The organism is Paenibacillus sp. NPDC056933 (genome assembly GCF_042674385.1).
GTDB lineage: Bacteria > Bacillota > Bacilli > Paenibacillales > Paenibacillaceae > Paenibacillus.
Window position 1 is genome coordinate 1,117,363 of the sequence record NZ_JBHUQN010000002.1, and the last position, 23,686, is coordinate 1,141,048.

Here is a 23,686-nt window from a genome sequence, read left to right on the forward strand (position 1 = left end):
AGTCACCAAGCCAACCTCAAAAGTCATTCCATTACTTACACGACTCAATTTAATTACAATGGCATACATTATAGCTAACAACATTTATGGCATTGAAAATTTAAAAATTCAAGTTTTGTTCAAATTTAAGCTCATTTTAATGTAATTTTCATGAAAATAGTTTATTGTAAATTTACATTCATAACACGAGGTGATGAGCATGCCAGCTCTTGCAAAAATTCAAGCGTTAAAAGAACAAATGCCTAAAGAATATCAAAGCATATCCCATTTTGTGGAACATGCACTGCAGTCTATTGATACGCTGGTTGAGGAACATCGAAAATATACCGCTGCACAAGCATTATACGGCGATAAAATCGTCGGGTCGGAAGAACGCTTGTACAGGGAAACCGTCTTGGACGTAAGAGCACAGCTCCTGCTTACGCTTGAGAAAACCGTAGAGGATCTGTTGCATAAAGGCGACAAACATTGGAGTAAACATTTCAAAGACGGCGTTGAATAATTCTTTTATTATTCCAATATTTTAAAAATGGCCCGATTTCCGATATGCTCTCTGGTGGAGAGTAACGGAAAGCGGGCTTTTTTTGGGCTGTCGTCTGCTATCAAATGAAATGACTAATGAGTGTACAACCTCAGTACCTCACCATCAGTTTGCCATCGACAAAACCTAAAGCTCTTATTCCTGCGGAGCTAGCATACACCCAAACTTCGATCTTGCCTTTTGAACTCGTTTCGTGCGTAATGCTATTTGGATCTCCCCAGGCCAAACGAGCCTGTGTTGTAGTCATCCCCAAGTCTACTTCCCCAGCGATAATTTTATTCCACGTGGATTGGGACCATTTATATTTCTGATAAGGATCATTCGGGAAGAATTGATTGGTATCTGACAGCATCCCCGTCACGGTAGATGCAGTACCTCCTGCATAAGCCACAACCGTTTTTCCTTTGGCATTACGGAATACAACAGAGTAGCTCTTATCTCCAGAGTCAGACTTCTCAATCTTAATGTCTGTTATGGTCACTTTGCTGAAACGTCGTCCAAGATCCGTATAATCATTGATCCAATAGGACTTACCAATCAATCGACTAAGGCTGCCCAGTTCTTTTTTCTTGATTAAAGCGAATGTATCCTTCGATTCAACATGAATGGATGACTTTCCAACCAACACTTTTGCCTGTTTTAACTCTGAATCCCATTGAACTTGAATACCCGCCGTTTGACTTAACAGATTCGCAGGAAATACCGTTTGTCCACCAAAGGTTTGCACTTTACCTTTCATCTTGAGATCCTTGTTGTTAAAGCGTGCAATTGCACTTCCTTTTTGCAAAGTAATTTTTTCATCTCCGAATTGAATCTCAAAAGATGAACCTTTAACATCAACTTTAGCTCCCAGTGTCTTAAAAACGGACTGCACTGGTAGATATACAATTCCGTCCAACAATGTAGCGCCTGTCAACTTTTGCTGTGATTCAACGTTCAGTTGAAGACTCGAAGTCAGATCACCTATCTTTAAAGTTATTTGGGTTGTCCCCATACCGCTAACCTTTAGTTTGCCTCCTTGAATTTGTGCAACTTGAGGTTGCTCTATTATAATTTCTTCTGGCAAAGGTGTGCGCTTGGTTTTGAACCCGTTGCTATAGTTCTCCTGAACAGTAAGTGTAATCTCATTTCCAATAACTGCTTCTTTGGAAGATGCAGTCAATGTTACTTTATTTAAAGAAGGAGCTACGAGAGGGGTTATTTTCCCATTGTCATAAATGACCCAAGACCCGTCTTGTAACTGGGCATATAATTCATCCAGATCATACGAATGTACAAGCCTAGTCACATTAGTTAATCCTGGCAATTGTTCTGACTTGTATTTGGCGGTTCGATCATAACTCCATACGGTCCCATCGTTCTTCACCGTGAGCAGCTTATGTGTACTTCCCCACCAGATCATGGATTGGACATCACTAGCAATAGTTACCTGTTCATCCTCGTACAACACGCTTACAATCACTACAGAGCCATCATTCTTCAATACTGCCGCATAAGCGCTGTTTAGTGCGATAGCTTTACCATTAGGTACATTGCCTGCTTTACGCACTTTGTTTCGATAGTCGGCGTAATACACATCTCCAGACGAGGATAATGCGCTATAAAAATATTCCCGACTTCCCACATATGGTCCAACATCAATGATGGATTCCAAGCCTTTAATTGGTTCCCCTTTAGTATGAAGTGTTCCATCTTGAAGAAGAACCAATCCATGTCCATATACCTTCACTATTCCATTGTATTGGTTAAACTCTGGTTTATCTGCATTATCCCTATCCCATTGAATGACCTCCCCGTTCGCATTCCAGCCGAAGATCGAGTGGGTGTCGGCGTTGGAGATACCGATCAGGTTTCGACTTTGCGTCCAGATACCACTGGTGCTCCCTTTGGACCAGATGGTACCATTGTCCAATACATAGTTGTTCCTGTCGATGACAGAGACGATTGAACTGCTTGAAGATGACGCTGCATTCACAGAGGATGAACCAACAAATATACTGGCGATCATCATTCCAATCCATATACCAAGTGCCAGCCTAAACCATTTAACCTGATACCCTTTTGTTGCATTAGTCTTTTTTTCTGTAGTCTGTAAACTATCCATGTGTCTGTTCCCCTTCTCTTTCTGTGCCCTAGTGCCACTGTTGTACTAGTTTAACCTGTGCCTAACTACTATTCGGTAAATATACCCATTATCCTGCAATTCAAGGTTTTTTATTGGCTGTGCTTCCAGTACGTCAACACCACACGATCTTGGTTTCCTTAACGGAAAACTTTATTAAACTCCTGCCCATCAGCTCGACAAATAAAAGAAGCAGCCTGCCGACCTGCAGACTGCCCCATGCTTTTTGAACTAATTTTTTCCGTTAGATAAAAGGTCCTGATACGATGAATAATGCATGATAGATATCAACAATGGCTTTTTAGGGATGAAGTGCTCGGGCCATTGCATCCATATAGCCATGAATGGCGCGCTGACTCACTTCCGTTTCTGGGACGAATATTTCGAAAAGGTGAAAGCAACCGGGATACAGGTGAAATTCGACATCCACAGCCGCTTGTGCAAGTCGTGTTACATACTCGATCGTTTCGTCACGGAATAGATCGAGTTGACCTACACAGGTATAGGTAGGCGGCAATCCTGCCAAGTTGTCCGCTCTCGACGGTACCGCATAGGGAGATTCCGCGCTAACATCGTTCTCCTCGCCCAGGTACATGTTCCAAGCTGCCAAGTTGTCCTTTCTGTTCCAGACTGCGCCCTCTTCTGTAATCTCATGGCTTGAAGGCATGATGTTACGGTTGTCAAGCATCGGGTACAACGGCATTTGGAAGATAATAGACGGACCTCCTTTATCACGTGCCATCAGCGCAAGTGCTGCTGTCAGCCCACCGCCACCGCTAGCACCGGCAATGGCAACCCGATTCACATCAATGCCAAGCAATTCCGCCGCCTCCGTCGTCATCCATACCAAGCCTGCATAACAATCTTCAATCGCAGCCGGATAAGGATGTTCGGGAGCAAGTCTATAATCGACCGATACCACAATGCATTCAGCTGCCTGAACGAAGCGTTCGCACAACTCGTCATCCATATCAGGATGTCCCAACACATACCCGCCTCCGTGAATCCATAGCATAGCTGGAAGCAAGTCACCCGTCCGCCCGGCAGGCTCATAAATTTTCACCAGTATCTCGCCTCCAACCCCCGGAATTTTCCGACTGGTTGTGTTTACGTCCTCTGATCTCTTCAAGGGAGCAGCCGACACCAAGCCTCTACTCCACTCTAAATTCTCCTCCAACTGAAACCCTGGAAATTGAGAATATACTTCTCTTAATTCTGGTCGTATACGTGCTTCAGTACGCATGAAAACCCCTCCAAATAAAATTTGTTCGTTCACGTTTTCCCCATAGATCAATCTTATTTCATTTCTTCTTCCCACTTGGCAATTTCCTCTCGCACCCGTGGAGCCACCTCTGTACCGAGCAGCTCTATAGCCCGCATAACCAATTCATGAGGCATTGTGCTTAGTGGGACATACATCATGAATCGTGTAATCCCTACATGCTTGCGCAGATGGATGATTTTTTGAGCGACTGTTTCCGGATCACCAACATACAACGCACCATCAAAGCGTCGGGCGGCATCATAACTTGAACGATCGTAGTGCCCCCATCCCCGCTCTTTGCCGAGCTTATTCATGCCGTACTGGGTTGACGGAAAGAAGAGATCCGCCGCACGTTCTGTATCTTCTGCGACGAACCCGATTGAATGTGAACCCACCTGAAGCCGCGATACATCATGCCCAGCGTGGGCTGCTGCCTGTTTATACAGTTGTACAAGTGAAGCAAAATTCGTGGGGTTTCCACCGATAATAGCGAGGACCATCGGCAGGCCGAGAAGTCCTGCACGTACGGCTGACTCTTGGTTACCCCCGCTGCCAATCCATATGGGTAAAGGGGACTGAATGGGCCGCGGATATACACCCAGATTATGTATTGCTGACCGATGGCCTCCTCTCCATGTTACTTTCTCGGATTCCCGTATTTTCAGAAGCAGTTCGATGTTTTCATTGAATAATTCCTCATAGTCATGTAAGTCATATCCAAACAACGGAAAGGATTCAACAAAGGAACCCCGGCCCGCTATAATCTCGGCCCGTCCATTGGAGATGCCGTCAAGCGTGGCAAAATCCTGAAACACTCGCACAGGATCAGCCGATGAAAGGACTGTCACAGCACTCGTCAATCGAATCCGTCTAGTAAGGGGGGCAGCAGCGGATAATACCACAGCGGGTGAAGAAGCTGCATAATCTTCCCGATGATGCTCACCTATACCGAAGACATCTAATCCAACCCGATCGGCAAGAACGATTTCTTCGACAACTTCGCGTAATCTCTGTGCGTGGCTCATCACAATTCCGGTCCCCGTATCAGGCTTTGTTTCTACAAACGAAGTAACGCCTATTTCCATAATTCATCTCATCCTTTTTTTTGTTTTTCTCCTGAAATTCACCCAGCAGATGTGATTCAACCCTATTTTCAATAAGAGTGCTTCAGACAACGAATTAAAGCAGTCCAATCCAGCTCACCATAACCACGGGCCACCCCTTCATACAAATGATGATGGATTAGTTCTCCCAAAGGCAGAGGAGCTTGAACGGACTGAGCTGCCTTTATAGCTAGTGCAACGTCCTTCATTCCAAGCTTCATTTTAAAACCAGCCGGTTCAAAACGCTGTTCGGTCATGATCGCTCCATAGTTCTTATATATCGGAGATTGAAAAAGAGCATTCACGACATCCATAAATCGGGCTGGCTCGATACCGTGCTTTTCTACCATTAGCTGTGCTTCCGACAAAGCTTCCAGCATCGAAGCAATTAAAAAGTTAACCCCTATTTTTACAACGTTTCCTTCTTCGCCGTGATCTCCAATCTCGAATATCTCTTGACCCAATGCTGATAAAACTGGAAGTACCCGTTGTCTTGCTTGTTCCGAACCTGCCAAAATGATGCGTAATGTAGCTGCTTTAGCGGCATCCGGACGTCCCAGCACCGTGGCGGATACAAAGTGTTGCTTTCTCTTCGCATGCGCGGCGGATAACTTCCGAGCCAGATCTACGCTAATCGTACTGGCAGATACGTGAATTCCATTTTCCGATAATCCATTCAGGACACCATTCGGCCCCTCAACAACCTCCTCCAAAGCGGCATCGTCAGAAAGCATTGTTATTACAAGATTGCTTTCTTTTGCTGCCTCTAGCGGTGTTTCGACATATCGCGCTCCTTGTTTAAATGATGATTCGACTTTTTCAGGAGTTCGATTAAAAATGGTTAATTCATAACCTGCTTTCAACAGGTTTTGTGCCATGGGTAAGCCCATATTCCCAAGCCCGATAAACGATACCTTCATGGGTCTCATCTCCTTATTTAGGATGGATTACCTCATATCGGAATGTTCGTTCCAGTATGAGCAAAAAAAAATAATATGCCTACAGTTCCTTTCAAAATATTACCTCCATACTTATGATGAATCACGATAACGGAACGATTGTTCCAATATGGCCAAAAAAAAATTATACGCCTGCAATCACAAAACTTATCATTTCTTTCGCGCGTTCTGGATCTTGACCTGTTTTTGCCATAATATTAATGCTTTGATGTAAATTCAGCAATAAATAAGACAATGTTTTGATATCAGTCGTTTTATCAATTTCGCCCGATTGTTGACCCTTTTCCAAGAGCTCACAAAAAGCTAGTTCTAAATCCAAGAAACTAGTCTTTATCAACTCATTTATTTTTTCATCTGGCGACTCTGTAGTAGCGGCATTCGTTACAAAACACCCGCCCGGCAGACTGGTATCGTATGCTGAAGCAATATGATGCTCAAAAAATTGAAAAATTCCATCTCTAACGGTGGATGCCCGTTCAAGAATAGCCTGTTTATAGACGCTCCCCTCTTTATAATGCTCCAGGGCAGCCGTGTACAAGGTTTGCTTGTCAGAAAAAGTATCGTAAAGACTGGATCGGCTAATGCCCATCACTTCCAGTAAATCCGGTATACTGGCGGCCTCGTATCCTTTTTCCCAAAATAACAGCATCGCTTGGTGCAGCACTTGATCTTTGTTAAACTCTTTTGTTCTGGCGATTAGTAACACCTCCCGTCATGGAAATATAACATATCTGAACTGATCAGTCCAGAATAAAAGTGAACAGATCTTACTTCCGCTTCTGGAAAGTTTAAATAAACTGATCCATCATGAATAATCCCTTGAATATACAAACCTTTCTTCCAACATTCAATTTGGGATTAAAGGTGTATAAAAAAAATTTCCATAAACCCCCATCATTGAATTCATATCTCCTCTCCATAATAATTAGCTTTCTGCTTCTCCGAAAAAATAAAAAAATCCCACCTCCAAGCACGAATTCTTGGGGACGAGATCTCGTTGTGGTACCCCCCCAGTTCGCTAATCTGTCTTCAGATTAGCCTCATCGAGTACGGTATACCAACACATATTTATACTCTAGCTCTGTAACAGGAGCTTCTGTCACAACATCTCCCGAACTGGTTCAAGTTCCGATGTGATGCTCAGAGATTTGGTTCAATAAGATCCCCTATACTCTTTTTCAGATACGAGAGCTCTCTGTTAAAGTAAACCTTATTTTCTCTTCTCGTCATTGCATTTGTGTAAATTTACTAAATACATGTTGAGTTTGTAAATACAAGAACATTGAAACTATGCTGCCCGTTCAGATATTCGCGAATGGTTTCTTCTGCTTCAACCGTTTCAATGACTTTACAACAATAATTCATTTGTCATCGTAATGTTTTAAATGGTGTACAGTAGAAACTCAAGTTTCATTACTCAACAATTTGTACCGAATATCAATCTTCCCATCTTTAATTCTCATCTGGATCTCACCCATTTGATCTGTTCGATAGATGTCTGTACCCGAATCTACAAGACGTTCAAGCACCCCAGGATTGGGATGTCCATATGTATTGTTTGCCCCAGCGGATATTACGGCGGTTCTGGCATTCCAATACCGTAACCATGCTTCTGTTGACGAGGTTTTGCTGCCATGATGCGCAACTTTCAATACATCAATGGAGACTGGCATCATATCCTCATGATTCTCCTGCGAATGAGGTGATAACATCTCCTGAATGGAAATATCTGCTGCTAATACGTTGTTTGCATCATGCTGTCCAAATGATGCTGCAAGCGATCCGTCCTGAATCATATACAGCAGATTCTGCTCAGCCGCTGCGTCCATATCCCCTGTGAACATTAAAGAGGCTCCTGCCATGTCCAGCAAAAAGACAACCGAATCATGGTTCTGATGCTCAGACACCGGCAACCGTTCTCCTGTCTCCACCTCCTTCTCCAGATCAGGATATACAAAATGCAGATTGGTCTCTCCATCCGGTGCATAGGACATTCCTTGTCGGATCGCATATAAGGGAATCTCCTTTTCTATAGCGGTGTCCAGCAATTTCTCAAAATTGTCTGTTCCGCTGGTTGTCCCATTGAACATGAATCGTTCCACCGGAATCTGTTCGAGTACTGCCTGTAACCCTCCCGCATGATCCTGGTCGGCATGGGTGACAATCATGGCATCCAGCCGATGAATGCCCCGCTTTTTTAATAAGGGAACCACGACCTTGGCCCCTACTTCATATGGATCACGCCGTGTTCTCCATGATTGGTCAGGCTTCCCGAATCGAACCGTACCTCCACCATCGACCAAAATATGTTTACCTCCCGGTGTGGTAATTAATGTACTGTCTCCTTGTCCGATATCCAGAAATTGCACCATTCCCGTCCCCGCAGGCTGCGGTGTCTGGTATGCCCACCATAAACCAGCCACAAAACTTAGAGCCAGCAGCGCACACATCCATTTGTGGAACGAACCCATCCGTTCACCGGAGTAAAACCCTGCCCCGCGCACTGCAAAAGCACTGGTATATTCCGGCCAGGCAATGCTTGCACTTAATGTCGTCATCGAACCAGGACTAGCTTCAAGCCTACCTGTTCTTCTGTCATGTGATGATGATAAAGTAGATCGTGAAGACAACCCTAGAGCCCCTCTGGGCACTCCCCCAACATATCGACGATCCAGCGGAGCTGTATCCTCCTCAACAAACCTTGTTTCTCGCTTCGCACCTTTTCCCCGATGAAGCAGATATAACAGGGCATACAGCACAGTATAATATGCTGCAATCCACAGCAACGAAGGTGTAGCCCAGATCAGCACAAAACCAGGCAAACTGTTCATCCACTCCACACTTGCAAAAGTCAGTTTATTTAGCAGAATGGCAATCCACGCCAAGGGTTTAGCCAAAGGTAACCAGAGAAACGATACAATCAGGGCAATCGTCCCAAGCGGCAGAACAATAGCGCTGATTAAGGATACAAGCAGGAAGTTTGCGACAAAAGAAAGCAGCGAGAACTGGTTGAAATACAGAATCGTTACCGGAAAAGAAATGAGTTGTGCCGTCACCGTTACGGAGGCTGTTGCTGCAAGCGCTTTGGGCCAACTGCTAAATAACCGATTAATCAATGGCATGTAAATCATCAGTCCGGCTGTTACAAGAAAAGATAGCTGGAAGCTGACACTTAGCAAAAAGTAGGGATTCCACCACATCATTAACAATGCCGCTGCACTGATCATCTGCAATCCGTCCCTGGCTAGGCCGCGCCGCGCCATGTACAAACCAATCATGGACATGATGCCGGCACGAATGACCGATGGCGAACCGCCGGACAACAGTACATATGCAGGGATTAACAGCAACACAATGGTGAGCGATGTTTCCCGGGTTAACCTGAGCCAGGATAAAAGGAGCAGCAGTGATGCCACATACACCGCGACATGTGTACCTGAAATCGCCAATATATGAGTTAAGCCCAGCTGCGAAAATTGACCGTAGGTATCCGGATCGATATCACTTGCCATGCCGATAATCAGACCTTTCATATAGCCCCCATGTGGCTCAGGAAATATCTGATCAACCGCCGTACCAAGCTTATGCCTGATGATGTCATTCCACCGCAGTATATTGAATTTCTCCCAGCCTTCGGGTGAGATGGTTGTTACCGAGCTGGCACCCTTCACTTTAAACAACCAGTGGATGTGAAGAGTTCTTAAGTAATTTCGATAATCAAAACCACCAAAGTTTCGGGCTTCGCCGGGAAGGGAAAGCGAACCGGTCAGCTTCACTGAATCTCCTCGTTTCCAGCCTGCCGCTACTTGCTGTTCCTCTTCCTCAACCAAGCGGACCTGGACCATCAAACGTTCTTTCAACTCAGACGTAGATCGCCCTTCTGAAACTGATGAGGGCAGTGTATCGGATGATGGGTGCATGAACATGATCTGCATCTCAAAGTCTGCCCGGTCCCCGTCTATGCGTACATCCGACATAAGCTTTCCTTCAAATGTAGCTGCTAAACCGTCCAAGTCCTCCACAGTTGTATGTATAATCTCGGGCAGACTGCTCCGATTCCTTGCATCATTCCATTCCCAGTGCATGACGCCGCCAAGGAGTGCCCCAATCAGCAACAAGGTGGACCAACCTCGTATATCAATCATTCGCAGCAACAACTGCAGACAGACGAGCGCGCCGATCATTCCCACGATCAGGGACCAACCAGATAACGCACATGCTATCCCGCTACCGCATAACCAGCAGACTGTAAATACCAGCAAAGGTCTGCCTTTCATTCTCTCTCCTCCTTCGAGTCATCCGTAAGAACGCAGAAAAACCCCCGGCAGCTGTGACAGCAACCGGAGGTTCTTCCCCGCGAATTTTAATATTATGTTGAGTGTTCTAGTCACTTACCGTCATCATCGTCTCACGGGGAGGCTGATAACTTTCCAGTCTGCGGAACGTGATGCCTTTTTGCTTCATCATATTGGTGACCTTGCCTGTATCCTTGGGATATGGGCGATGAAAGACAATTTCTGTAATGCCGCTATTTGCAAGCATATTGGAGCAAGTCCAGCAAGGTTCATCCGTTACATATACAGAAGAGCCTTCGCGGTCAATCCGGTCCGTGAACAAAAGGAGATTTTGCTCTGCATGAATGGTTCGAATGCAGCGCTGCTTTTTGACCATTTCCTCCTGACCGTCGGTTACCACGAGTTCATACTCTTCGGAGATCATGCATCCTGCTTCAGAGCAATCCGGAACTCCCATGGGTGCACCGTTGTAAGCTGTTCCAAGCAGCTTTTTCCCCTGGACTAGCACGGCGCCAACATGACGGCGTGAACAGCGGGAACGGGTTGAGACCATATAGGCGATGTCCATAAAATACGTATCCCAGTCTTTGCGTACGTCTGCAGTACTCATGTCCGTTTCCCTCCCGTCCGATACAAGCTGAATTAAAAATGAACATCTAGACTCCCTGCGTACAGAAAACCTTCCGATTGCGGTTATGTCATTTTCAAGTTCAACTTCTATCATCATATTTATTATTATCTGATCTGCACATAAGGAGCCATTTTCTCCAGCATCTTCATACCGATTCCTTTCACTTTGGTCAGATCGCTGACTTTGGTAAAAGGTCCATGCGAATTACGATAGTCAATAATAGCTTGTGCCTTTTTCTCCCCAATTCCGGGAAGTTCCATGAGCTTGGCAGCAGGTGCAGTATTGACATCAATTTTGCCATTGTCTGTAGCTTCACTGCTCACTAATGCTTGATTATTGTCATGCGGAGCGGCGGATGCATCCGATATCACCTCTGTCCCCGCAGTAGAAGCATTCGTTGGGTTGCTTGCAACGGCCTGATCAGCCTCTTTCCCCATTGCAGCATCAACCTGATTTTGCTCTACGGAAGTCGCAGCTGCTGGTGACTGTTGCTGGTTTGTATCGGCTGTGCTGTTCGTTTGTTTCTGAACCGAAGTAGCCGACTGTACAGCAGCGGTTTGCTGCTCTATCGTCGGCTTCTCGGCGGCGAGCTGTATAGGTTCCCAGCCAGAAGGTGGCTGTTCACTTTTGCCCGACCATAATATCAGTATGCTTCCAACCACCGCAGCAGCAATGGTCAGCCCCTTATTCCATCTCATCCTTCCACACCTCTCCCTAATTCAAAATAATCTATTCTGAACACGGGCGGTGCTTCCGAACCGTTGGACTTGCCTTATAGACCAAGCAGTACATTTTTCATGTCATGTCACACAGGTCCTGACGCATACACTAGAGGGAAAGAATTGCGCCATTACCGTAAAGCATGAAAGGAGGCCTGAACAATGAAGGTTGGATTTATCGGAACCGGCAGCATGGGCAGCCTGCTGATCTATGCCTTGATTCAATCCGGTGCACTCGAGCCTCGGCAGATCAGCGCAAGCAATCGAACACCTTCCAAAGTACGGCAGCTATCCCTCCGTTACCCTGGTCTGCATGAATCACAGAGCAACCGGGAAACCGTCATCCGAAGCAATATCATCTTCCTGTGCGTGAAGCCACTTGAATTCAAACATGTTATCGACGACATCCTGCCTGTCGTAAATCCCAATCATATGGTCGTCTCGATCACCAGTCCCGTGCAGCTGCGACATCTGGAATCTTCACTTCCTTGCAAAGTCTCCAAAGTTATCCCGAGTGTTACGCACCAGGTCGGCAGCGGAGCATCCCTGTGTATACACGGTGAACGAATGACCACCCAAGACCGCGCTGTACTGGAGGGGCTGCTAAGTCATATCGGTAGACCCTTTCAAGTGGATGAAGCTTGTACCCGAATCACATCCGACTTCTCCAGCTGCGGACCTGCATTCATATCGTTCTTTCTGGAGCAATGGATTGAAAGTGCCGTCAAGCTAACAGGTATCAAACGAGCTGATGCCTGCGCTCTTGCTGGCGAAATGCTTCTGGGAACAGGCAAGCTGCTCACCGAAGGCGGATACAGCCCGCAAGAGCTTCAAGCTCGTGTGGCTGTACCTGGCGGCATCACCGCACAGGCACTTGCCCTGCTGAAGGTTAGTCTGAATGGTGTTTTTGACAACCTGATCCATACGACGCATGACAAATATGATGAAGATTTGTTGAAGCTGGATGAACTATTCAAAGCCGGTGAGATTAACCGGCAACAATATTAACGAGTTTGCCTGGAACGGCAATGACCTTGCGAATGGTCTTGCCTTCCAGTGCCTGTTTCACAGGTGCCAGTTCCATCGTAAAGTCCTGCATGCCCTGTGCATCCAGATCCTTCGCGATCGTAGCACGGGTTACAATTTTGCCATTCACCTGAACAACAATTTCGACTTCTGCATCCACTGTCATGGACTCGTCATACTCAGGCCAAGCTACGTAAGAGATTCCACCTTCATGACCGAGACGGCTCCACAGTTCCTCCGCCATATGTGGTGCCAGCGGTGACAACAGCTGTACAAAATTCTCCATGGCTTCACGCGGCAGCGTATCTGCTTTGTACGCATCGTTGATGAAGATCATCAGCTGACTGATGGCTGTGTTGAAGCGCAAATGTTCCAGATCATCGGTAACCTTTTTAATCGTTTTGTGTGCAGTCCGCTTGAACTCATCCGTACCACCATCTGCTGTAATCTTGTCATTGACCGCACCTGTATCTTCATTGATGAACAGACGCCATACACGTGACAGGAAGCGGTGCATGCCTTCAACCCCGTTAGCGTTCCACGGTTTTGTCGCTTCCAATGGTCCCATGAACATTTCATACAAACGCAATGTATCTGCACCAAATTCATTGACGATCTCATCCGGGTTAATGACATTACCACGGGATTTACTCATTTTCTCATTATTGGTTCCGAGGATCATACCTTGATTCACCAGTTTGTGGAAAGGCTCTTTGGTATGCACCACACCCAGATCATACAGCACTTTATGCCAGAAACGAGCGTACAGCAAGTGAAGCACCGCATGCTCTGCTCCCCCAATGTACAGATCAACTGGCAGCCACTGCTGCTGTTTCTCTTGAGAGATCAGTTCCTTGTCATTGTGCGGATCGATAAAGCGCAGGTAATACCAGCAGCTGCCCGCCCATTGCGGCATCGTGTTTGTCTCACGGCGTGCTTTCATTCCCGTTTCCGGATCTACCGTATTAACCCATTCCGTAACGTTTGCCAGTGGCGACTCTCCAGTACCCGAAGGTTTGATCTGATCGATATCAGGCAGCAGCAAAGGAAGTTGATCCTCCGGCACTGTCTTCATCGTCCCATCTTCCAGATGCAGAATCGGGATTGGCTCACCCCAATAACGCTGACGGCTGAACAACCAATCGCGCAGACGGTACGTTGTTTTGCCTTGTCCCTTGCCGTTCTCTTCCAACCAGGCAATCATCTTCGCAATCGCTTCTTCGTTGTTCAATCCGTTCAGGAAATCGGAGTTCACATGCGGTCCGTCTCCGGAATACGCTTCTTGTGTCACGTCGCCACCCTGTACCACCTCGATGATGTCCAGACCAAACTGTTTTGCAAATTCCCAGTCACGAGCATCATGTCCCGGAACGGCCATGATCGCCCCTGTGCCATAGCCAGCCAGTACATAATCGGCAATCCAGATAGGCACCTTCGCTCCGTTTACCGGATTGATTGCATAAGTTCCTGTAAACACACCCGTTTTATCTTTAGCCAAATCGGTGCGTTCCAGATCGCTCTTGCGAGAAGCCTGTTCCTGATATGCTTTGACTGCTTCATGCTGTTCTGCCGTTGTAATGACTTCCACCAGCTCATGCTCAGGTGCCAATACAGCATAACTTGCGCCGAACAACGTATCTGCACGTGTCGTAAACACTTTGATCACTTCTTCATGACCCTCAATGGAAAAAGTAACTTCCGCCCCGGTCGATTTGCCGATCCAGTTGCGCTGCATATCCTTGATGCTTTCCGACCAGTCCAGCTCTTCCAGGTCTTCCAGCAAACGTTCTGCATATTCCGTAATTCTCAATACCCATTGGCGCATCGGTTTACGAACGACCGGATGTCCACCGCGCTCACTCTTGCCGTCGATAACCTCTTCATTCGCCAGGACTGTACCCAAAGCCTCGCACCAGTTAACAGGTACTTCATCTACATAAGCCAGGCCTTTATTGTACAGCTGGATGAAGATCCATTGCGTCCATTTGTAGTAGTCTGGGTCAGTCGTGCTGATCTCCCGATCCCAGTCATACGAGAATCCGAGGGATTTGATTTGACGACGGAAATTGTCAATGTTGCGGAATGTAATCTCTCGCGGATGTTCGCCCGTATCCAGGGCGTGCTGCTCGGCAGGCAAACCAAAGGCGTCCCAACCCATCGGATGCAACACATTGTATCCTCTCATACGTTTGAAGCGTGAAACGATATCCGTTGCCGTGTACCCTTCCGGGTGACCTACGTGCAGACCGGAACCGGATGGATATGGAAACATATCCAATGCATAAAACTTCGGTTTAGCCGGGTCCTCACCCGTTTTAAACGTTTTATTCGCATCCCAGTACTGCTGCCAGCTTTTCTCCATGACTTGTGGCTGATAGCCGTGTTTTGGCTGTTGATTCTCACTCATCTATTGTTCCTCCTCTGGTTATTCACTTTTATTGCAACAAAAAAACCTCAGCATCCCGTAGCGTTTGCAGCGCTAGGGACGAGAGGTTGAATTCCCGTGGTACCACCCTAGTTAGCGGACGAACGTTCTTCGTCATCCACTCCCTTTGGACCTGTAACGGCGGTTAACCGATGCGGATTTCCATTCCTGAACCCGAGTGTTGCTCCGGTCGGTCACAGGATGGTGTAATCACCGCATTTCTCCAAGGCGAGTTCGTGAAATACTGTCAACCGACTTGCACCAACCGCCGGCTCTCTGTCATGTACAGGACTCACTACTGATCCTTATCATCGAAATATGTATACAATATCGGGACCATTATATAAAAAAACAGCATTAAAGTCAATATTACACTGTCTTTTGCCTATAAATGGCGCTATTCATCAGTTTACACATCATGACGACTGGAATCGCTTAATTCCTTCTTCTAGGTTATCAATCGTCCACTGAATGTGTTCCTTGTTATCATATTGACGATACGGACACTCGATTCTCAGCGCCAGATCAAAGTACAGATCATATAAACTTCTTCTTTTTCGTTCGCTATTTGTTGTAGCTGCTCTTCCATAGCCTTTGAGGAATCCCGGTGTATTATTAAAATGACTGAAATAGTGCTCCATGAGAGGATCTGCCCAGAGAGAACGTTCGAAGTCGATTATGGCCGTGATTTTTCCCGCCTCCACAAATACATTTCCATCCCACAAATCCCAATGCACAAGCACAGGCTCTTTGACATCATCCAGCACATCCGATTTCTCCTGAATCAAACGCTCCAATTCTTCATAACGAATCGACAATTCCACACCCGCTTCTTTGCCATCTGCAAGCATGTCATCCATCAGGCTTAGAAAAGCTTCTTTCCATGTGGCATACTTCGGTTTCTTTACGGAAAAGTAACCAAACTTCTCGCCTTTAATCTCATTCATTCGGCGGTTGTATGCACCCAGCTGCTGCTCAATAGATTCCTGTTCATCCACACGGTATTGATCCTTGACTTTGTTATAGGGCGTTCCAGGCATATATTCCATAATAAAATATTCGGCCGGCACCAGGCTCAGGGAAGGATCATAGGCCAATACCCGGGGAACGGGTACATCCTGAAGCTTTTCCGCGAGTCGAAGTGCCTCTACCTCAGCAACCATGACATGCTGCTCACAGCGCATCAGCTTAATGCCATTAGAAGGAGCTATTTTGAGTACTACCTTCTGTCCGTCATTCAGTGTAATAAAGTAAGCGTGGTTTGCCCAGCCGTCGACCATTTCCTTATAAGCTTTGATAACGGTGTTAAAGTGATGCTTCACAATCTTGTCTAGCTGGTCGGCAGTCAGCCTCGTTTTGTATGTACTTTCCATTTTGCACCTCACCTGAACTTTTAATTTTCGGATTAATTTTACCAGGGCGTAATCTTCAAACTCAAATATGGCAAACCCAGTATGGCTGCCCGCTTCCAAAAAGCCTTGAAGTACCCATAACTTATCCTAGCAAGTGGCCAAACGTTTTTCTAAGGAACCGAGGATGTCCTATTTGGCCACCAGACCTTCCTTTTCAATCGTAAGGAACTCCAGACGCGTTATTTTCTAAAAACCTTTTAAAAAACGCTACAAAAGGACCCTAATTTTGTTATAACGTGTCTCAGGTTCCTTAGCTTTCGGAAGGAGCTTCAACCCCCTAAATAAGACGTCTCAGATTCGTTAGCGCTCCACCCTCTGCGTCAAAGTTAAACCCTTCGTAACTAGGAACATGACCACAGATAGCGCTGATACGAAGGACCTCAAGGAGAAGGGCTAACCTGCTTTGACGGTATCTTGATCGTTTGCTTGCCCGTTTAGGCCTAGGTTTGAGGATACATTTTAGAGAACTCTTTCCATTCAACTATTATGGCTTCCATTTACCTAGACTGACAATACCCATTGTTACAAAAAACTTTTATTTTTCTTACAGTGTTAACGCTGTAAGCAGAGATTCAAAATACATAAGAAAAACTGCCCTTATGCATTATAAGGACAGTTCTACATCTTCATTCTATTTCACGGCTACATAGAACAGACGCTGTGCGCCTTCTTTTGCCTCTTTCCACTCAAAATCAGCATATACACGGACATCTCGGAAACCAGCCTTTGTCAGCTCCAGCTTCATCCAGTCCGGATCATACGCACGCTGAACATGAACCTCTTCAAACCGTTGGTACATATCCTTGCCGCTCTCAGCCACTCGTGAAAATATACTCAGATGATGCTCAATCTCACACCGATCATGATCCATATCACAGGTCCAAATATACGATACGGATCGTTCATCCAATACAAAAGGCTGCTCCTCTTCGTATCGAATAAGTGTGTTCGGATGATGCACATCGAACAGGAACGTGCCCTCCGGCTTCAGCATCTCGTATGTACGCTGGAATGTACGAACGACGTCCTCTTTTTCAAGCAGATAATTGACACAATCACAGAACGATATAACCGAGTCCACGGGCTCCGGTACTCTCCAGTCTCGCATGTCCTGCTGCACCCAGCGAACACTGCCTTCCCGATACAAGCGGTGACCTTGAGGCGTAGCCTCCATTTTACTGCGTGCGACAGACAGCATGTCTGCTGACAGGTCAATACCTGTAACTTCGAAGCCGGAGTTCACCAGCGGGATCGTAATTGAGCCCGTTCCGCAGCCGAGTTCAGCCACACTTTTCGGCATGCCATGCCGTTCCCAAGCTGTTCTCGCAAACCTTATCCAATCCGGATAAGGCATATCCTCCATTAATTCATCGTAAACATAAGCAAATTTCCGGTAAGACATGTCAGGCACCGCACTTTCAATTTTCATTTTCCAATCCCCATCTGAACAAAAGAAAAAGCAGGGGCGTCCGGAGTTCACCCAGCCTTGCCCTGCTTTACTTGTGGATTCAAGTTTATTCTTGATCCATGATACCTGATACCTGTTGCTTACTTGTCTTCGCTCTGATCCTGCGGTGCAGACTCTGTTAGATAGGTCCAGCTTTCCTTCTGCGTCACCAGACCATCCTTCATCAGTTTGCCCAATGCACGCTTAAAAGCGGATTTGCTGATACCAAATCGCTGCTTGATGATATCCGGCGGGGTTGCATCCGAATAAGGCATGCCACCTGTAGGGCGTTCTTTCATGAAAGCGAGCAGCTTGTCTGCATCTTCGTTGCGACCCACCTCTTTGAGAGGAGACATTGCCAGATTGACACGACCGTCTTCACGCACCAGTGTCACCCGGCATTTCACTTTTTCACCGAGACGAAGCAGGCGGCTCCGTTCCGAGGAATGGATCATGCCAATGGCACCAAAACCAAGCACTCCGCCTTCCACGAGTACAAAAGTACCCATCTGCAGCGGCTTGTACACTATAGCTTCAACCCATTCGTTCACCCAAGAGGTTGGCGCATGGAAGGACAATGGCGCAAGCTCACGTTCCCCAGCCAATTTCGCCCGCAGACGTCCTTGCTTGTCATGCTCCATAATAACAAAAACTTCATCGCCCACATGGGGACGCAACTCTTCCAATTCAGGCAATTCACGAATCGGGAGCAGCAATTGCCGCCCAAGCCCCATCTCAAGGAAACATCCGAGGCGTGGATGAATATCCGCCACAACCAGTCGTCCCATTTCGCCGAGTGTGAGATACGGTTTTTTCATGGTTGCTGCCAAACGGTCTTCTGTGTCAAAGAACAGAAATACCTCCAGCGTTTCTCCAATTTTAACGTCCCGTGTGAGTTCCGTATAGTGGAGCAGTACATCTTCCGATCCTGTCGTCAAAAAGTAGCCAAACGGAGGCACCTCACGTGAAACCGGCAGGTTGACGACTGTTCCAGCGATCAAACTCATACCGTTTCCACCACTTTGGCGTCAGACCACAGGCGCTCAATGTTATAGTATTCCCGCTCGTCGCGGTGGAAGATATGAACAACGACATCTCCCATATCCATCAATACCCAACGGGCAGAATCCATGCCCTCAATGCCTTTGATATTCACGCCGGCTGCATGAGCCTGTTTGCGAATTTCCGTTGCAATCGCCTGTACCTGTGTATCGGAATTCCCGTGACAGATAACAAAATAGTCTGCTACCAGCGAGATACCAACCAGATCCAGTGCCACAATGTTGGATGCCTTTTTATCGTCAGCGGCAGCAACCGCCATATTCATAAGTTCCTTCGATGATACTGTCATGAACCAACCTCCCTAATCTATAAATGTGCAATCAAGTCATTTCGCGACAACATGGTCAAAGGATAAATAACACGGCGCTGTGAGATCAGCAAGCTGATCGTCGAGTCAAAACCGGCAATTAAACCTTCTTCCAGACTATGCCCAGCCTGTTCGCGAATATGATCTACCCCCGGGAAGTCTCTTCCCGGTTCAATATAATCCGCCAGACATACCACTTTATCCAGCAGGCTCATGCCCACCCGACCCGAGGTATGCCAGCGAATGGCATTAATAATCTCGGCATCAGTAATGCCGTAATCACGCTGTGCAACAAAGGCACCCACTTCGGAATGCCAGAGCTGCTTGTCATGCTGCAAAAGTTCTTCGTTCAATCCATTGTCACGAATGACAGTTTCCATCTCGGTTACGGGCCAATACTTGGCCACATCATGCAATATGGCTGCCAGATCTGCTTTTACAGGATCAGCACCGTATTGGTTAGCCAGCATAACGGCCGACTCCATGACACCCAAAGTGTGCTTCCAGCGCTTCTCCGGCATTTGCCCGGAAACAGCTCGGATCAGTTCCTCACGGCTTAGTTCCATATAAACCGCTCCTTACAATGTATTGATGAACCGCATCGGGAATCATGAAGCGCACGGAATGCCCCTTGGCAAGACGTCTGCGTACTGCTGTGGATGATATATCCACCAGGGGCATCTCAGCCAGCAGGACCCGATCCTGTAACGCATCCGGAAGGTCATCCAGATGTAACTGGAATCCCGGCCGCCCCACACCGATGAAGGTTAAGCCTTCGGCGAGTTCTTCGATCTGTTCCCATTTGGGAAGATAGTTCACCATATCCGCCCCGACAATGAAGTAGAATTCATGCTCGGGATAGCGGCGCCACAGCTCCTTCATCGTATCAATGGTATAAGACACACCACCAAGCTCCATCTCAATGGCAAGCACCTCATATTGCTGCACTTCCTTCACCGCAGCTTCCGTCATATCGAGACGCTGCTGTCCCGATGCTCCGGCTCCGCGTTTGTGAGGTGGAACATGGGAAGGCATGAACCAGATCGCATCCAGTGCATGTGAATCCCTTGCTGCTTCCGCTGCCAGCAGGTGCCCCATGTGGATCGGATCAAACGTGCCACCCATGATGCCGATCTTCACCCGCGTCACTCTCCCTTACCTAGGTAGTTCGATTTGTTTGTTGTCACGCGATTCTTTGTACAAAATGATGGTACTTCCGATGATTTGCACCAGCTCGCTGCCTGTTTCACGGGCAACCTCTTCAGCAATCTCGTTTTTGTCATCCAGACAGTTGTTCAGCACTTGTACTTTCATCAATTCACGCTTCTCGATTGCATCTTCGATATGACGGAACAGATGCTCATTAGTGCCCCCTTTACCAATTTGAAATACAGGGGTCAGATGATGTGCTTGTGAACGCAAAAAGCGCTTTTGTTTACCGTTTAACATGAATACTCCATACTCCTTATGGTGAGCAAACCTCAGCAACAGCACAATGTCTGTCCGGGGCTTGACCGTTCAATTATATTTTCACATTCATAAAACGAACTAACAAAGTTTACACAGTGTGACTACGATTGCAGTACCATCTTACGATCGCTGTTATCCCCAGATTTCTTCATTTCATTTTTATAAAGGGGAAATCCGGTGATAGCTTATGCTTCCGAAGCAGCTTTCCTACAGAAAGCTTTGAGGCGAGCACTTCGTTTCTTCTGATTGGTTCTGCACTCTTCGTCATCGTGTAATCTTGATTTCATTTTACAATATTAAAAACTGTTTAACACCGCTCGTCTCATCGTCTCCACGGGAGCCGGAATGCCGAGCCAGTGTTCGAATGCTACGGCGCCCTGGTATATAAACATGCCCAGACCACCATGCACGGTGCATCCACGCTGCCTTGCCTCGCGAAGCAGGCGTGTTTCCAGCGGATTGTAGATGAGGTCACTCACTGCTGCATCTGCTCGAATGAGTGCAGGATCAACAGGTACGTCATCTACATGCGGATGCATGCCTGCGGCTGTTGTATTAATGACAATATCAGCCGATGCCAACACCTCAGCGGCTTCTTCCATGCCACTGCCTGTGATGTCACCCAGTCCATGAGCTCGAAGATCGGAAGCAAGGTCAACAGCTCTGTCGGCTGTGCGGTTAAGAATACTAATCTGTTCAGGCTTCTCCAAAGCAAGCGCATATATCACGCCTCTTGCTGCACCTCCTGCCCCAAGAACAGCGATACGCTTGCCCGCAAGTTCCGGAACAGCTTCTTCCTTCAAAGAACGCACATAACCAATACCATCCGTATTATACCCTGTCAGCTTGCCCTCTTCATTGACAATAGTGTTCACCGCTCCAATCAGGCGTGCACTTTCATCAATCACATCCAGATACTGCATAACCTGTTCTTTGTGAGGAATAGTTACATTCACACCACGGTATCCCAGCGCCACGATACCTCGAATGGCTGATTCCAGCTGCTCGGGACGAACATGCAATGGCATATACATTCCGTTCACTCCTGCAGCCTGAAGAGCCGCATTATGCATTGCAGGCGATTTGGAGTGCGCAATGGGATCGCCCATTACACCGAGCAAGACAGGAAGTGAGGGATTGGCATTTTTTTGTTCTGACATACTTCCGCCTCCGATCTGATGAACATGCTTCTAAGATTACATTAGATCAAGGAAGGACGGATCAGTACACGAATACCTTTTGGAGCATGAACTGCAACAAGCGCCCCATTCTCACCGTTAACCTTAATCCAGCCCAGACCGGAAATGAATATATCCGACTGACTGCCACGTTTGATACGGAATTCATGTCTTGTCCATTCAGGCATGTCCGCTGCATCTTCACGCGTCGGTGGAGACAACAATTCACCCAGATGGTCACGATACAAGTCGTCTGCACGTTCCAGCTTCGTCCGGTGAATATCAAGCGCAGTGCTGATAAAACAAGTGAAGGACTGACGATCCCCTTCCACAAAGTCAAAACGAGCCATGCCGCCAAAGAACAGCGTCTGACCAGAATTCAATTGATAAACGGCAGGTTTAAGCGGTTTTTCCGGCATAATGGCAGCCAGATCCTTCCGGGATACAATCTCGCTGAAACGCCATGGGTATACAATACCCGGCGTATCAATAATAGCTTTTCCATCATCCAGCGGAATATTAACCATATCCAGCGTCGTTCCCGGATAACGGGAGGTCGTAAGTTCCTGCTCCAGATCGCTGTAGTCACGGATCAGACGGTTAATCAATGTGGATTTGCCCACATTAGTACCTCCAACCACATATACGTCACGATCTCCGCGATACGTCCCGACTAGCTCAAGCAGTCGGTCGAAGCCCTGATTTTGCTTTGCGCTGCATAGAACGACATCCACCGTACGCAAACCTTGTTCTTTGGCCTGCTTCTGCACCCAGTTACGAACCTTGTTCCAGTTGGTTACTTTGGGGAGCAGGTCCGTTTTGTTCACGGCAAGCAATACTGGATTGTTACCTACGAAACGCTGCAAACCGGAGATGATACTGCCATCAAAGTCAAACAGATCAACGATATGGATGACAAGTGCATCCTTATCCCCGATTTTGCTCAGCAGGGCCAGGAATTCGTCCTGATCCACTGTAACGGATGATGACTCATTGTAATTTTTGATACGGAAACAACGCTGGCAAATGACCGGTTCACGATCCAGCGCTTTCTCGGGGATGAAGCCTGGTAATTCAGGGTTTTCCGTTTGCAGATGCACGCCGCATCCGCTGCATCTTACGGCAATATTGCCGTTATGCGGTTCTGTCATTTCTTATTTTCCTCCTCAAGCCATAAGCCTTTCTTGCGCAAACTCGTTAGAGCAATCCGTTCCACGCGCCGATTGAAGCGGGTCATGAAGCCTTCATCTCCAATGGAAATCGGCAACACCAGAACCGTATAGAGTCCCAGTCGATTACCTCCAAAGACATCCGTAAGCATCTGATCGCCTACTACAATCGTTTTTTCTGGAGTTAACTCCATCATTTTCATTGCTCTACGAAACGGAACATTCGATGGTTTGCGTGCACTATGCACAAACTGGATATCCAGTGGCGTCGCAAACAGGGATACACGATTCAAATTGTTATTGGACACAATCATGAGCTGGAAACCAGCCTCTTTCACACGTGCGAACCACTCGATCAGTTCGGGCGTAGCGTCAGGGGCTTTGGCCCCAACGAGTGTATTGTCCAGATCAGTTATAATTCCACGGTAGCCTTGAGCGTATAGCTCTTCCAGATTAATGTCAAAAACCGTGTCTACACGCAGCTTGGGCATTAACATTTCAAACAAAGAAGTCACCTCAGTTTCATACGACACACTATATCACAAATCCGTCTTTC

The 23,686-nt window shown here is 46.9% G+C and carries 21 protein-coding genes and 1 other annotated feature; of the genes, 2 read left to right on the forward strand and 19 right to left on the reverse strand.

What is annotated here, in order from left to right:
* The first annotated feature begins 199 nt into the window (after positions 1-199).
* Positions 200-502, forward strand: a complete 303-nt coding sequence (locus ACFTRD_RS19965; RefSeq protein ID WP_053781298.1) for a hypothetical protein — start codon at positions 200-202, stop codon at positions 500-502.
* A gap of 130 nt (positions 503-632) precedes the next feature.
* Here the strand turns inward: ACFTRD_RS19965 and ACFTRD_RS19970 are convergent, their stop codons facing one another.
* The 8 genes from ACFTRD_RS19970 to ACFTRD_RS20005 form a co-directional block, all read right to left on the reverse strand.
* Positions 633-2,645 (reverse strand): stalk domain-containing protein, encoded by a 2,013-nt coding sequence (locus ACFTRD_RS19970; RefSeq protein WP_379382947.1) that lies wholly within the window; start codon positions 2,643-2,645, stop codon positions 633-635.
* A 319-nt stretch (positions 2,646-2,964) separates the two neighbouring features.
* Positions 2,965-3,906, reverse strand: a complete 942-nt coding sequence (locus tag ACFTRD_RS19975; RefSeq protein WP_379382949.1) for an alpha/beta hydrolase — start codon at positions 3,904-3,906, stop codon at positions 2,965-2,967.
* 53 nt (positions 3,907-3,959) lie between these two features.
* Positions 3,960-5,012, reverse strand: a complete 1,053-nt coding sequence (locus ACFTRD_RS19980) for an LLM class flavin-dependent oxidoreductase (protein WP_379382951.1) — start codon at positions 5,010-5,012, stop codon at positions 3,960-3,962.
* 68 nt (positions 5,013-5,080) lie between these two features.
* On the reverse strand, positions 5,081-5,950 hold the full coding sequence (locus ACFTRD_RS19985) for an NAD(P)-dependent oxidoreductase (RefSeq protein ID WP_379382953.1): 870 nt from the start codon (positions 5,948-5,950) through the stop codon (positions 5,081-5,083).
* 163 nt (positions 5,951-6,113) lie between these two features.
* On the reverse strand, positions 6,114-6,695 hold the full coding sequence (locus ACFTRD_RS19990) for a TetR/AcrR family transcriptional regulator (RefSeq protein ID WP_379382955.1): 582 nt from the start codon (positions 6,693-6,695) through the stop codon (positions 6,114-6,116).
* A 697-nt stretch (positions 6,696-7,392) separates the two neighbouring features.
* Positions 7,393-10,266 carry a ComEC/Rec2 family competence protein gene (locus tag ACFTRD_RS19995; RefSeq protein ID WP_379382957.1) on the reverse strand — a complete coding sequence of 958 codons (2,874 nt, stop codon included), beginning with the start codon at positions 10,264-10,266 and terminating at the stop codon, positions 7,393-7,395.
* A 106-nt stretch (positions 10,267-10,372) separates the two neighbouring features.
* A complete protein-coding gene (locus ACFTRD_RS20000; RefSeq protein WP_379382959.1) occupies positions 10,373-10,894 on the reverse strand; it encodes a deoxycytidylate deaminase in 522 nt (173 codons plus the stop codon).
* A gap of 125 nt (positions 10,895-11,019) precedes the next feature.
* Positions 11,020-11,613, reverse strand: coding sequence for a ComEA family DNA-binding protein (locus ACFTRD_RS20005; protein WP_379382961.1), 594 nt, complete (start codon positions 11,611-11,613; stop codon positions 11,020-11,022).
* A gap of 183 nt (positions 11,614-11,796) precedes the next feature.
* Between ACFTRD_RS20005 and comER the strand changes: the two genes are divergently transcribed.
* Positions 11,797-12,642 carry a late competence protein ComER gene (comER, locus tag ACFTRD_RS20010; protein WP_379382963.1) on the forward strand — a complete coding sequence of 282 codons (846 nt, stop codon included), beginning with the start codon at positions 11,797-11,799 and terminating at the stop codon, positions 12,640-12,642.
* On the opposite strand, the gene leuS is transcribed toward comER, so the two are convergent.
* From leuS to ACFTRD_RS20065, 11 genes are all read right to left on the reverse strand, one after another.
* Positions 12,623-15,067, reverse strand: a complete 2,445-nt coding sequence (gene leuS, locus ACFTRD_RS20015) for a leucine--tRNA ligase (RefSeq protein WP_379382965.1) — start codon at positions 15,065-15,067, stop codon at positions 12,623-12,625. The two genes, comER and leuS, sit on opposite strands and share 20 nt — an antisense overlap.
* A 71-nt stretch (positions 15,068-15,138) precedes the next feature.
* Positions 15,139-15,406: a binding site (T-box leader), on the reverse strand.
* Between the two features lie 95 nt (positions 15,407-15,501).
* The gene (locus ACFTRD_RS20020) at positions 15,502-16,458 is read right to left on the reverse strand and encodes a phosphotransferase family protein (protein WP_379382967.1); all 957 of its coding nucleotides are present in this window, start codon (positions 16,456-16,458) and stop codon (positions 15,502-15,504) included.
* 670 nt (positions 16,459-17,128) lie between these two features.
* Positions 17,129-17,926: a class I SAM-dependent DNA methyltransferase gene (locus ACFTRD_RS20025; protein ID WP_379382969.1), complete on the reverse strand. Its 798-nt coding sequence runs from the start codon at positions 17,924-17,926 to the stop codon at positions 17,129-17,131.
* Between the two features lie 119 nt (positions 17,927-18,045).
* Positions 18,046-18,951, reverse strand: coding sequence for a CvfB family protein (locus tag ACFTRD_RS20030; protein WP_379382971.1), 906 nt, complete (start codon positions 18,949-18,951; stop codon positions 18,046-18,048).
* The gene (gene rsfS, locus ACFTRD_RS20035) at positions 18,948-19,295 is read right to left on the reverse strand and encodes a ribosome silencing factor (RefSeq protein WP_192269103.1); all 348 of its coding nucleotides are present in this window, start codon (positions 19,293-19,295) and stop codon (positions 18,948-18,950) included. The genes ACFTRD_RS20030 and rsfS overlap by 4 nt, the downstream gene beginning before the upstream one ends.
* Before the next feature lie 17 nt (positions 19,296-19,312).
* Positions 19,313-19,879 (reverse strand): bis(5'-nucleosyl)-tetraphosphatase (symmetrical) YqeK, encoded by a 567-nt coding sequence (gene yqeK, locus ACFTRD_RS20040; protein ID WP_379382973.1) that lies wholly within the window; start codon positions 19,877-19,879, stop codon positions 19,313-19,315.
* Positions 19,863-20,453 carry a nicotinate-nucleotide adenylyltransferase gene (locus ACFTRD_RS20045; protein ID WP_192269108.1) on the reverse strand — a complete coding sequence of 197 codons (591 nt, stop codon included), beginning with the start codon at positions 20,451-20,453 and terminating at the stop codon, positions 19,863-19,865. Before ACFTRD_RS20045 ends, yqeK begins: the two co-directional genes overlap by 17 nt.
* 15 nt (positions 20,454-20,468) lie before the next feature.
* The gene (yhbY, locus tag ACFTRD_RS20050) at positions 20,469-20,762 is read right to left on the reverse strand and encodes a ribosome assembly RNA-binding protein YhbY (RefSeq protein ID WP_062328768.1); all 294 of its coding nucleotides are present in this window, start codon (positions 20,760-20,762) and stop codon (positions 20,469-20,471) included.
* Between the two features lie 317 nt (positions 20,763-21,079).
* Positions 21,080-21,943, reverse strand: coding sequence for a shikimate dehydrogenase (gene aroE / locus ACFTRD_RS20055; protein ID WP_379382976.1), 864 nt, complete (start codon positions 21,941-21,943; stop codon positions 21,080-21,082).
* A 41-nt stretch (positions 21,944-21,984) separates the two neighbouring features.
* Positions 21,985-23,112 carry a ribosome biogenesis GTPase YqeH gene (gene yqeH / locus ACFTRD_RS20060; RefSeq protein ID WP_379382978.1) on the reverse strand — a complete coding sequence of 376 codons (1,128 nt, stop codon included), beginning with the start codon at positions 23,110-23,112 and terminating at the stop codon, positions 21,985-21,987.
* Positions 23,109-23,636 (reverse strand): YqeG family HAD IIIA-type phosphatase, encoded by a 528-nt coding sequence (locus ACFTRD_RS20065; RefSeq protein WP_192269116.1) that lies wholly within the window; start codon positions 23,634-23,636, stop codon positions 23,109-23,111. Before ACFTRD_RS20065 ends, yqeH begins: the two co-directional genes overlap by 4 nt.
* Between the last annotated feature and the right edge of the window lie 50 nt (positions 23,637-23,686).

Excerpts from the sequence above, each read along its gene's own strand:
- ACFTRD_RS19965 (WP_053781298.1), top strand. The coding sequence starts at position 200 with ATGCCAGCTCTTGCAAAAATTCAAGCGTTAAAAGAACAAATGCCTAAA.
- ACFTRD_RS19970 (WP_379382947.1), bottom strand. The coding sequence starts at position 2,645 with ATGGATAGTTTACAGACTACAGAAAAAAAGACTAATGCAACAAAAGGG.
- ACFTRD_RS19975 (WP_379382949.1), bottom strand. The coding sequence starts at position 3,906 with ATGCGTACTGAAGCACGTATACGACCAGAATTAAGAGAAGTATATTCT.
- ACFTRD_RS19980 (WP_379382951.1), bottom strand. The coding sequence starts at position 5,012 with ATGGAAATAGGCGTTACTTCGTTTGTAGAAACAAAGCCTGATACGGGG.
- ACFTRD_RS19985 (WP_379382953.1), bottom strand. The coding sequence starts at position 5,950 with ATGAAGGTATCGTTTATCGGGCTTGGGAATATGGGCTTACCCATGGCA.
- ACFTRD_RS19995 (WP_379382957.1), bottom strand. The coding sequence starts at position 10,266 with ATGAAAGGCAGACCTTTGCTGGTATTTACAGTCTGCTGGTTATGCGGT.
- ACFTRD_RS20000 (WP_379382959.1), bottom strand. The coding sequence starts at position 10,894 with ATGAGTACTGCAGACGTACGCAAAGACTGGGATACGTATTTTATGGAC.
- ACFTRD_RS20005 (WP_379382961.1), bottom strand. The coding sequence starts at position 11,613 with ATGAGATGGAATAAGGGGCTGACCATTGCTGCTGCGGTGGTTGGAAGC.
- comER (WP_379382963.1), top strand. The coding sequence starts at position 11,797 with ATGAAGGTTGGATTTATCGGAACCGGCAGCATGGGCAGCCTGCTGATC.
- leuS (WP_379382965.1), bottom strand. The coding sequence starts at position 15,067 with ATGAGTGAGAATCAACAGCCAAAACACGGCTATCAGCCACAAGTCATG.
- ACFTRD_RS20020 (WP_379382967.1), bottom strand. The coding sequence starts at position 16,458 with ATGGAAAGTACATACAAAACGAGGCTGACTGCCGACCAGCTAGACAAG.
- ACFTRD_RS20025 (WP_379382969.1), bottom strand. The coding sequence starts at position 17,926 with ATGAAAATTGAAAGTGCGGTGCCTGACATGTCTTACCGGAAATTTGCT.
- ACFTRD_RS20030 (WP_379382971.1), bottom strand. The coding sequence starts at position 18,951 with ATGAGTTTGATCGCTGGAACAGTCGTCAACCTGCCGGTTTCACGTGAG.
- rsfS (WP_192269103.1), bottom strand. The coding sequence starts at position 19,295 with ATGACAGTATCATCGAAGGAACTTATGAATATGGCGGTTGCTGCCGCT.
- yqeK (WP_379382973.1), bottom strand. The coding sequence starts at position 19,879 with ATGGAACTAAGCCGTGAGGAACTGATCCGAGCTGTTTCCGGGCAAATG.
- yhbY (WP_062328768.1), bottom strand. The coding sequence starts at position 20,762 with ATGTTAAACGGTAAACAAAAGCGCTTTTTGCGTTCACAAGCACATCAT.
- aroE (WP_379382976.1), bottom strand. The coding sequence starts at position 21,943 with ATGTCAGAACAAAAAAATGCCAATCCCTCACTTCCTGTCTTGCTCGGT.
- yqeH (WP_379382978.1), bottom strand. The coding sequence starts at position 23,112 with ATGACAGAACCGCATAACGGCAATATTGCCGTAAGATGCAGCGGATGC.